This window comes from Capnocytophaga sp. oral taxon 324 str. F0483, assembly GCF_000318315.2.
Classification (GTDB): domain Bacteria; phylum Bacteroidota; class Bacteroidia; order Flavobacteriales; family Flavobacteriaceae; genus Capnocytophaga; species Capnocytophaga ochracea.
The window spans coordinates 5,982-14,955 of sequence record NZ_KB291478.1; the positions used below are offsets into that span (position 1 = coordinate 5,982).

The 8,974-nt window shown below is 39.3% G+C and carries 7 protein-coding genes; all 7 read left to right on the forward strand.

Annotation, left to right across the window (positions count from 1 at the left end):
- Positions 1 to 173: 173 nt before the first annotated feature.
- The 7 genes from HMPREF9072_RS00125 (at position 174) to HMPREF9072_RS00155 (ending at position 8,779) form a co-directional block, all read left to right on the forward strand.
- On the forward strand, positions 174 to 1,403 hold the full coding sequence (locus tag HMPREF9072_RS00125; protein ID WP_009409911.1) for a 3-phosphoshikimate 1-carboxyvinyltransferase: 1,230 nt from the start codon (positions 174 to 176) through the stop codon (positions 1,401 to 1,403).
- 228 nt (positions 1,404 to 1,631) lie between these two features.
- Positions 1,632 to 1,946: an HU family DNA-binding protein gene (locus HMPREF9072_RS00130; RefSeq protein ID WP_002670816.1), complete on the forward strand. Its 315-nt coding sequence runs from the start codon at positions 1,632 to 1,634 to the stop codon at positions 1,944 to 1,946.
- A gap of 187 nt (positions 1,947 to 2,133) precedes the next feature.
- Entirely contained in the window at positions 2,134 to 3,678 is a 1,545-nt protein-coding gene (locus tag HMPREF9072_RS00135; RefSeq protein ID WP_002670818.1) for a ribonuclease E/G, read from the forward strand.
- A 57-nt stretch (positions 3,679 to 3,735) separates the two neighbouring features.
- On the forward strand, positions 3,736 to 4,419 hold the full coding sequence (locus HMPREF9072_RS00140) for a uroporphyrinogen-III synthase (protein ID WP_009409913.1): 684 nt from the start codon (positions 3,736 to 3,738) through the stop codon (positions 4,417 to 4,419).
- A 226-nt stretch (positions 4,420 to 4,645) separates the two neighbouring features.
- Positions 4,646 to 5,956: a regulatory iron-sulfur-containing complex subunit RicT gene (locus HMPREF9072_RS00145; protein ID WP_009409914.1), complete on the forward strand. Its 1,311-nt coding sequence runs from the start codon at positions 4,646 to 4,648 to the stop codon at positions 5,954 to 5,956.
- Complete coding sequence (locus HMPREF9072_RS00150; RefSeq protein ID WP_009409915.1) at positions 5,943 to 6,431, forward strand: gliding motility lipoprotein GldH; 489 nt, start codon at positions 5,943 to 5,945, stop codon at positions 6,429 to 6,431. Before HMPREF9072_RS00145 ends, HMPREF9072_RS00150 begins: the two co-directional genes overlap by 14 nt.
- Before the next feature lie 29 nt (positions 6,432 to 6,460).
- The gene (locus HMPREF9072_RS00155; protein ID WP_009409916.1) at positions 6,461 to 8,779 is read left to right on the forward strand and encodes a penicillin-binding protein 1A; all 2,319 of its coding nucleotides are present in this window, start codon (positions 6,461 to 6,463) and stop codon (positions 8,777 to 8,779) included.
- The last annotated feature ends 195 nt before the right edge of the window (positions 8,780 to 8,974 follow it).

The following is an 8,974-nucleotide window of genomic DNA, read 5'->3' on the forward strand; positions in this document are numbered from 1 at the left end:
CGTCGTGCTACGACTGCCTGTGCGGTTCGCACCTTTGCCAAAGTTAATTATCAGTATAGCATTATCAGTATTTTTTGGTATTATCAGCATTATTCCCTACCTTTGCACCCTATTAAACACCTATCACCCATTCACCATCACCCATTCACCATTCACCATTAATCTTTTACCTTATGAACATACAATTACCTCATTCCACATTACAGTCAGGAAAACATCTGTTGCTCTCAGGCTCCAAGTCCGAAAGCAATAGAGTGCTTATATTGCAAGCGCTCTTCCCTGAACTCACTGTGCAAAACCTCTCCACTGCCGATGATACCCTACTGCTACAACAAGCTCTTAGCTCTCATACAGAAGTGGTAGACATTCATCACGCAGGTACTGCAATGCGCTTTCTCACCGCTTATTTTGCAATACAGCAGAGCAAAGAAGTACTCCTCACAGGTTCCCCCCGAATGAAAGAAAGACCTATACACCTATTAGTAAATGCATTACAACAGTTAGGTGCCGATATTACATATACTGAAAAAGAAGGATTTCCATCTATATATATAAGAGGCAAAAAGCTTACTAACAACGAAGTACATATCCAAGGCAACGTCAGCAGTCAGTACAGCTCAGCTTTATTGCTTATTGCTCCTGCTTTGCCTAACGGACTCACCTTGCATTTGGAAGGCGAAGTTACCTCTCTGCCTTACTTAAAAATGACTACCAATCTCTTAGCTCATTGCATAGGACAAGAGCAAGTGTTGTTCAAAGCCAATACTATAAAGGTAAACACAATGAAAGGAAAAAACTTACTACATAACAGTTGGGAAGTAGAATCCGATTGGTCTTCCGCCTCCTATTGGTATGCTTTTGTCGCCTTATCGCCCATAGGCACCATCCTTTCATTGTCCTATTTTAAGCCTCATAGCCTGCAAGGTGATAGTGCCTTAAAAACTATTTATGAGTTTTTTGGAGTGCACTCCTCATTCAAAGGTAATGAATTAACTATTGAAAAAGTAGCTGAACCTCAGCAAAAGCGTTTCGAGTATAACCTAAATGCCACCCCCGATATAGCACAAACCATTGCCGTTACTTGTGTAGCAAAGGGCTTAGAGTGCCATTTAACAGGCTTACACACTCTTAAAATCAAAGAAACCGACCGTCTTCAAGCACTACAAACCGAACTGAGAAAGTTAGGAGCAGAAGTAAGTATTACTCACGACAGCTTGCATTTAGCACCTTGCCCACAATTGCGCTCTGGCATTAGCATTGCTACCTATAACGACCATCGAATGGCAATGGCTTTCACACCTTTGATGCTAAAAACTACCCTCGAAATAGCCGATAAAGAAGTCGTGAGCAAATCCTATCCCTCTTTTTGGCACGACGTAGCCCAGCTTACAGTTAAAAGATAATAGTTAAAACTTATTTTCAATCAGTAACATAAAAATCTACCGCGATACGACAAAAGTATATTTTAATCGTAAAATATTAGAAAACAGTGTTTTAAACAGCTAATTATCAGACACTAAAAAATAAAAAGTAAAAAAAGTTGTTCTAACATAGTGTTTATTAAATAATTAATTTGTACCTTTGCACGCTGAAAGGATTTAGAGAATATTATTAATAAAAACAATATAAAGATGACAAAAGCAGAAATTGTATCAAAGATTTCCGACAAGTTGGGTCTTGATAAAAACGACGTTCAACTAACGGTTGAAAACTTTATGAACGAAGTAATCAACACATTAGAAAGTGGTCAAAACGTATATCTTAGAGGCTTCGGTAGCTTTATTATCAAAACTAGAGCTGAAAAAACTGGACGCAACATCTCTAAGAATACCACTTTGAAAATTCCCGCTCATAACATTCCTGCCTTTAAACCTGCAAAAGTATTCGTTGAAGGAGTTAAAGCTAAGGTAAAAGTAGCTAAAACTGATAAAAAAGCGAAAAAATAACATTGTATTAATAAATCACAATATATTAAATAATTAAGTTATGCCAAGCGGAAAAAAAAGAAAAAGACATAAAGTGGCTAACCACAAACGCAAAAAAAGAGCGAGAGCTAATCGCCACAAAAAGAAAAAGTAGTTTTTAACTACTTTTTCTCTTTAAAGTAGTATTGTTTAACTAAAATCCAACAAAGTGGACAAAGAATTAATCATTCGTTCTGGTTCCTCTTACGTAGATTTTGCTTTGCTCAGAGACGGTAGGCTCATCGAACTTCATAAAGAAGAAGATACTAACGGCTTAGGAGTAGGAGATATAATGCTCGCTAAGGTACGCAAACCTATACAAGGACTCAATGCAGCTTTTGTAAACGTAGGTCACGAAAAAGACGCCTTCTTGCATTATCACGACTTAGGCCCCCAATTAGCTTCTCTACTGAAGTTCCTAAAATGGGTAATCTCTGGAAAACTAAAAGATTTTTCTCTTAAAGATTTTCCCTTAGAACCCGATATCGATAAAAATGGTTCTGTAGCCGAAACACTTAAACCTAATCAACCTATACTAGTACAGATAGTAAAAGAACCTATCTCCACCAAAGGTCCTCGTATCAGCTCTGAACTCTCTATCGCAGGTCGTTACCTCGTGTTGGTTCCCTTTTCTGACCGCATTTCTATCTCTCAGAAAATAGAAGGTAAAGCCGAGAAAGAACGCTTGCGTAAACTCTTGCAAGGCATTAAACCCAAAGGTTTTGGTGTGATTGTACGCACCGTAGCCGAAGGTAAAAAAGTAGCGGAACTCGACAAGGATTTGCAAAGTCTCTTCAATCGTTGGGTTTTGATGTGCCGAAAAATTCAAAAAGCGGTTTTCCCCTCTAAGGTAATGAGTGAAGTGAACAAAACGGGGGCTATCCTCCGCGATATGTTCAACGATTCCTTTACAGGTATTCACGTAGATAATGAGCAACTCTATGAACAGATAAAAAAATACGTACAAGAAATTGCTCCTGAGAAAGAGAATATCGTAAAACTCTATCACTCATCAGTGCCTATATTCGAAAAGTTCCATATCGAACGACAAATCAAAACGGCTTTCGGTCGCACCGTATCGATGCCAAAAGGAGCTTACCTCGTAATAGAACACACCGAAGCCTTACACGTGATAGACGTAAACAGTGGCAACCATTCCAATAAAAATAACGACCAAGAAACCACCGCTCTATCCGTAAACCTCATCGCTGCTACCGAAATCGCACGACAACTCCGATTGCGCGATATGGGTGGTATCATCGTCGTCGATTTTATCGATATGGGCAATAGCGAAAACCGCCGTGTATTATTCGATCACTTGCGCAACGAAATGGCCGAAGACCGTGCTAAACACAAAATCTTGCCCCCGAGCAAATTCGGTCTGATACAAATCACACGCCAGCGAGTGCGCCAAGAACTAAACATCAAAACAAAAGAAGAGAATCCAAGCAAAGAAGGCGAAATCGAAGCGCCTATCGTTCTAATTGATAAAATCAATATAGAACTTGAAAGCATTATTAAGGAGGAAGCCTATAAAGGACGTATCGTGCTAAATGCGCACCCTTTTATAGCTGCTTATTTAACCAAAGGGCTATTTAGCTCTATCCGTTTCAAGTGGTTCTTGAAATACAAGCGATGGATAAAAATCCTACCGCGCGATGCCTATACTTATTTAGAGTATCGCTTCAAAACCAACGAAGGAACCCCTCTTTAACTTTACCAAACTCGGTGCGTAGCAATACTCACCGAGTTTTTTTATTAAATAACAAATATGAAAACCATCGTCTCTACAAAAGTCTTATCCCAAGAACAGAAAGCAATCCTTTCAGTTCTTCCTATACACCTCATCGAACACAACTTTATCACTGTAAGCCCTATAACAATGAGCCTCACACCGCCCTACGATTTGCTCATTGTTACCAGTCAAAATGCAGTGAAGAGCCTATCACAAAACCCTTTGGCAACTACCTTAAAAGAGACTCCTGTTCTTTGTGTAGGTGAGCAAACTCAACAACTACTCACTCAAAACGGTTTTAATGTATTGCATTTTGCCCACTATGCCTCTGATTTGGTTCAACATTTACAGCAAAACTTAACTTCCTTAAAAAAACTTACCTCTATTGCATTCTTTGCAGGTACTCAACGCCTTAATACCCTCCCCAACTTCTTTGCTGAAAACAATTTAAAAGTAAAAGAAATCACCGCTTATAAAACTGAATATACTCCTATTGAGATAAAAGAGAACGCAAGTGCTATTCTCTTTTACAGTCCGTCGGGAGTAGAAAGCTACTGCTCGTGCAATACCCTTACCGCTGAACAACAAATATTTTGTATAGGTAAAACTACCGCTGAAGCCGTAAAAAACAGATTAAAAAACCAAACTGAAAATATAATCCTCCCTCCAATTCCTACTGTAAAATCTCTTTTAGAAATACTGTCTATAAACCTAAAATAACAGACTATATTAAGGTAATAATCCTAAAAATAAAGAAAATAATCACTAAACATTGTTGCTCTAATTATATTTTTTTGTATTTTTGCCGATTGAGGTAGTATGTTACCTAAACACTATTAACATAATAAACAAGAAAATGAGTTGCAATAGTTGCACAATCAATCATACAAAAAAAGGGTGTATATCCAACTGTCGAGCCAGTAGCTTTGGGAGTGTAAAACTCTCAGTGTTCGATTGGCTTGCTAATACTCAATTAGCTGGTGGACAAGAGTTTTTCGACTGCGTGGAAGTACGTTTTAAAAACAGTCGAAAGGAATACTTCCGCAATGTCGACAAGCTCCCTCTGCAAATAGGAGATGTCGTGGCTACCGAAGCTCCCTCAGGTCACGATGTGGGGGTAGTAACGCTCACAGGTGAGTTGGTGCGTTCGCAAATGAAGAAACGAAAAATAGATTGGGAAGGCGACTTGCCCCGCGTATACCGCAAAGCCAATCAGCACGATATAGATGTGTGGCAACAGTCACGTGCCAAAGAGACTGAAGTACAAAAACAATCACGCGAGCTGGCTATTGCCTTAGGGCTCGAAATGAAAATCTCAGATGTCGAATTTCAAGGGGATGGCTCTAAGGCTACTTTCTATTATACAGCTGAAGGACGCGTAGATTTCCGCCAACTTATTAAGGATATGGCAAAAGCCTTTTCAGTGCGTATAGAAATGCGCCAGATAGGTTTCCGTCAAGAGGCAGCTCGCTTGGGCGGTATAGGCTCTTGTGGACGCGAATTGTGTTGCTCTACTTGGCTTACCGATTTTAGAAGCGTTTCTACTTCGGCTGCCCGCTATCAGCAACTCTCTTTAAATCCACAGAAATTAGCAGGACAATGTGGTAAGCTAAAATGTTGCTTGAACTTTGAGCTCGATACTTATTTAGATGCTCTGCAAGACTTCCCAAGAACCGATACAAAACTCCATACACAACGCGGTATGGCTACTTGTCAAAAGATAGACATCTTTAAGCGATTAATGTGGTTCACTTATGATGAAAACCCTATTACTTGGCACAAACTATCTGTAGACAGTGTAAAAGAAATCTTAGAAATCAATAAAAACGGCGAACCTATCGAGGAACTCGAAGAATACGCTATTGTAACCGATTTGTCTTCTCGTAAAAGTACCTCAGTATATGACGGCATCGAACTCGCTCCGGTAGAAGAAGATAGCATCACCCGTTTCGATACTCCTAAGCGCAAAAAGAACAAACGCAACAATAAAAAGGACAATAAAGGAGGTCAAAAGAATGCTAAATCTGCTCAAAGTAACAATAATAACTCCTCTAAACAACTGAAATCACAGTCCAATCAAGGAGCTAAGAAAAACAATAACAATGCAGAGGTAGCAAACGAAAAACAAGCTCAAAAGCCACAAGCGAAACCTAAAAATACTCATTATACCAATGGGAATAACAAAAAGAACCCTAATTATAAAAACAAACAAAAAGTTAATAATAACGACAATACACCAAAAGATGAGAATTCTTAGCCTGCTAACCTTCTTTACCTTGCTTATTTCTTGCCATAGTGGGGTGGAATATAGCCAATATGTTTCCTTACCTAATGGTTGGGAACAGCATAAACCTATGTTTTTTGAATTAGAAGAAAACGACACAGTAGCAAAGAAAAACCTTTTTATAATGCTCCGAAATGACGAACATTATGAGTTCAGCAATCTGTTTCTCATTACTAAAATGGAATTGCCTAACAGCAATAAAGTAATTGTAGACACTTTGGAGTACGAAATGGCTACCCCCGAAGGTAAATGGTTAGGCTATGGCTATTCAGCCGTAAAAGAGAGTAAATTATGGTATAAAGAGAATTTCACATTCCCTACTAAAGGTAAATATCTCATAAAAATAGAACAAGCAATGCGAAAAATAGGAGATAACAACGGCGTGCCTGTGCTCAAAGGAATTACTGAAGTAGGATTAAGAGTTGAGGAAGTAAAAAACAGAAAGTAAACTTTCATTGATAAACTAATAAATAAGATATGAAAAAAACAAACGACACAGAAAACAATAGTCAAACCAAAAAGGGTATAAGCCCCGTCGTAAAATGGTTTTGGTATATCTTTGCTGGTGGAATTGTAGCAATTATGTTGCTGTTCTTATCAGCGTCTTTGGGACTATTAGGCGAGATGCCTGACTTCAAACACTTAGAAAATCCCGAAACCAATTTGGCTACCGAAATAATTACCGCCGATGGTAAATCCTTAGGAAAATTCTATTTAGACGAGAATCGTACCCCTATTAAGTTTAAAGATTTGCCCAAATCATTAGTCGATGCGCTTATTGCTACCGAGGACGAACGCTTTTATGAGCATTCAGGCATCGATGTACGTGGCACCTTGCGCGCAATGTTTTTCTTCGGTAGCAGAGGAGGGGCTTCAACTATTACCCAACAGTTAGCTAAACAGCTCTTCCATAAAGAAAAGAAAAGAGGCTTAGGGCGTTATACTCAAAAGATAAAAGAATGGGTTATTGCTACTCGTCTCGAGAAACAATATACCAAAGAAGAAATATTGGCAATGTACTTTAATGTCTACGACTTTAATAACAATGCCGATGGTATACGCTCTGCTGCCAAAATTTACTTCGATAAAGAACCTAAAAATCTCAAGATAGAAGAGGGGGCAATGCTGGTCGGAATGTTTAAAAACTCCGCTCTTTATAATCCAGTGAAAAATAAAGTAGGCGTCACCAATAGGCGTAATGTAGTACTTGCCCAAATGGCAAAGAACAACTACATTACTCAAGAGGAAAAAGACTCTCTACAAAAACTGCCTTTAAAAATTAAATTCACCCCTGAGAGCCATAACGACGGTTTGGCTACCTATTTCCGCGAATACTTGCGTACTTATATGAAAACCTGGATTGAAAACAATCCTAAGCCAGACGGTACCAAGCACAACTTATACCTCGATGGACTAAAAGTCTACACTACTATCGATTCTAAGATGCAAGCCTACGCTGAGGCTGCCGTTAAAGCTCATATGCAACGACTACAAAAGGCTTTCGACGCCGAAAATAACCCTAAAAAGAACCCTATGTTCCCTTTCGTGAAGGTCTCAAAAGATGAGTACGCAGCCCTAATTGAAAAGGCAATGAAAAACTCTAATCGCTGGGCTCACTTAAAGTATTTAGGCTATTCCGAAAAGGAAATCCGCGACTCTTTCTATAAAAAGACCGATATGCGCGTATTCAGTTGGAAAGGTGAGAAAGACACTGTAATGACCCCTCGCGATTCTATACTGTACTACAAGGCTTTTTTGCGCACAGGAATGATGTCTATGGAACCCCAAACAGGGCATATCAAGGCTTGGGTTGGTGGTATTAACTACAAACATTTCCAGTACGACCAAGTCATACAAGGAGCTCGCCAAACTGGGTCTACCTTCAAACCTTTTGTTTATGCCACAGCTATTGACCAGCTCCACTATTCTCCTTGTTTAGAGCTACCCGATATACAAACTTGTGTAGAAGCCCATAAATATGGCAACCTACAAGCTTGGTGTCCGCGTAACTCCACAGGTAACTTTACTGGTAAGATGATGACTCTCAAATATGCATTAGCAAACTCCGTAAACTCTATTACGGTGAATTTAATGGATAAAGTAGGTCCTCTTCCTGTCATTAACTTAGTGAAAAAGTTAGGGATTACTTCCAATATGCCTCAAGCTCCTTCCATCGCCTTAGGTACTGCTGATGCTACTGTTTTCCAAATGGTAGGTGCTTACGGTACTTTTGCCAATGAAGGCGTATATGTAAAACCTGTACTGATTACCCGTATTGAAGATAAAAACGGTACAGTACTCTTCGAAAATACTCCTGAAACTCACGATGTAGTAAATGCCGAAGTAGCTCGCGCCGTAGTAAATCTTTTGGAAGGTGTTACTCGCTACGGTTCAGGGGCGAGATTGCGTACCAAAGGAGCTGATAGCTACAACGCTGTATATAAAAATGTGATGACTGGCTATCCTTACCAATTTACCAATGCCATAGCTGGTAAAACCGGCACTACCCAAAACAACAGCGATGGTTGGTTTGTCGCAATGGTGCCTAATCTTGTAACAGGCGTATGGGTAGGAGGCGAAGACCGTGCAGTACACTTCCGTAGTATGGCTTATGGACAAGGGGCTACAATGGCTCTACCTATTTGGGGATACTATATGAAAAAGTGTTATGCCGATGCTGACTTAGCTGTTTCCAAAGCTGCATTCCCTGCTCCTCAGAATGTACAAATCCAAATAGATTGTAGCAAGGAGAAAGAAGAAGACTCTGGAGAAGACGATACCTCTATCGATTTTTAATCATTAAATATATTAAAAAAAGGGATACCTTCGCTTTTGCGTTGGTATCCCCTTTTTTTTGCATTGATAAATACAACCGAACTTTCTTCTTATCCCTATCTTAGCTTTAACTTACCTTCACTTTTTTTTTCGTCTTTTGTTCATCATTTGTTCGTCTTTTCTTCGTCTTTTCTTCGTTCATTGTTCGTCTTTTGT

Coding starts and splice junctions, on each gene's coding strand:
- HMPREF9072_RS00130 (WP_002670816.1), top strand. CDS start 1,632: ATGACAAAAGCAGAAATTGTATCAAAGATTTCCGACAAGTTGGGTCTT.
- HMPREF9072_RS00140 (WP_009409913.1), top strand. CDS start 3,736: ATGAAAACCATCGTCTCTACAAAAGTCTTATCCCAAGAACAGAAAGCA.
- HMPREF9072_RS00150 (WP_009409915.1), top strand. CDS start 5,943: ATGAGAATTCTTAGCCTGCTAACCTTCTTTACCTTGCTTATTTCTTGC.
- HMPREF9072_RS00125 (WP_009409911.1), top strand. CDS start 174: ATGAACATACAATTACCTCATTCCACATTACAGTCAGGAAAACATCTG.
- HMPREF9072_RS00155 (WP_009409916.1), top strand. CDS start 6,461: ATGAAAAAAACAAACGACACAGAAAACAATAGTCAAACCAAAAAGGGT.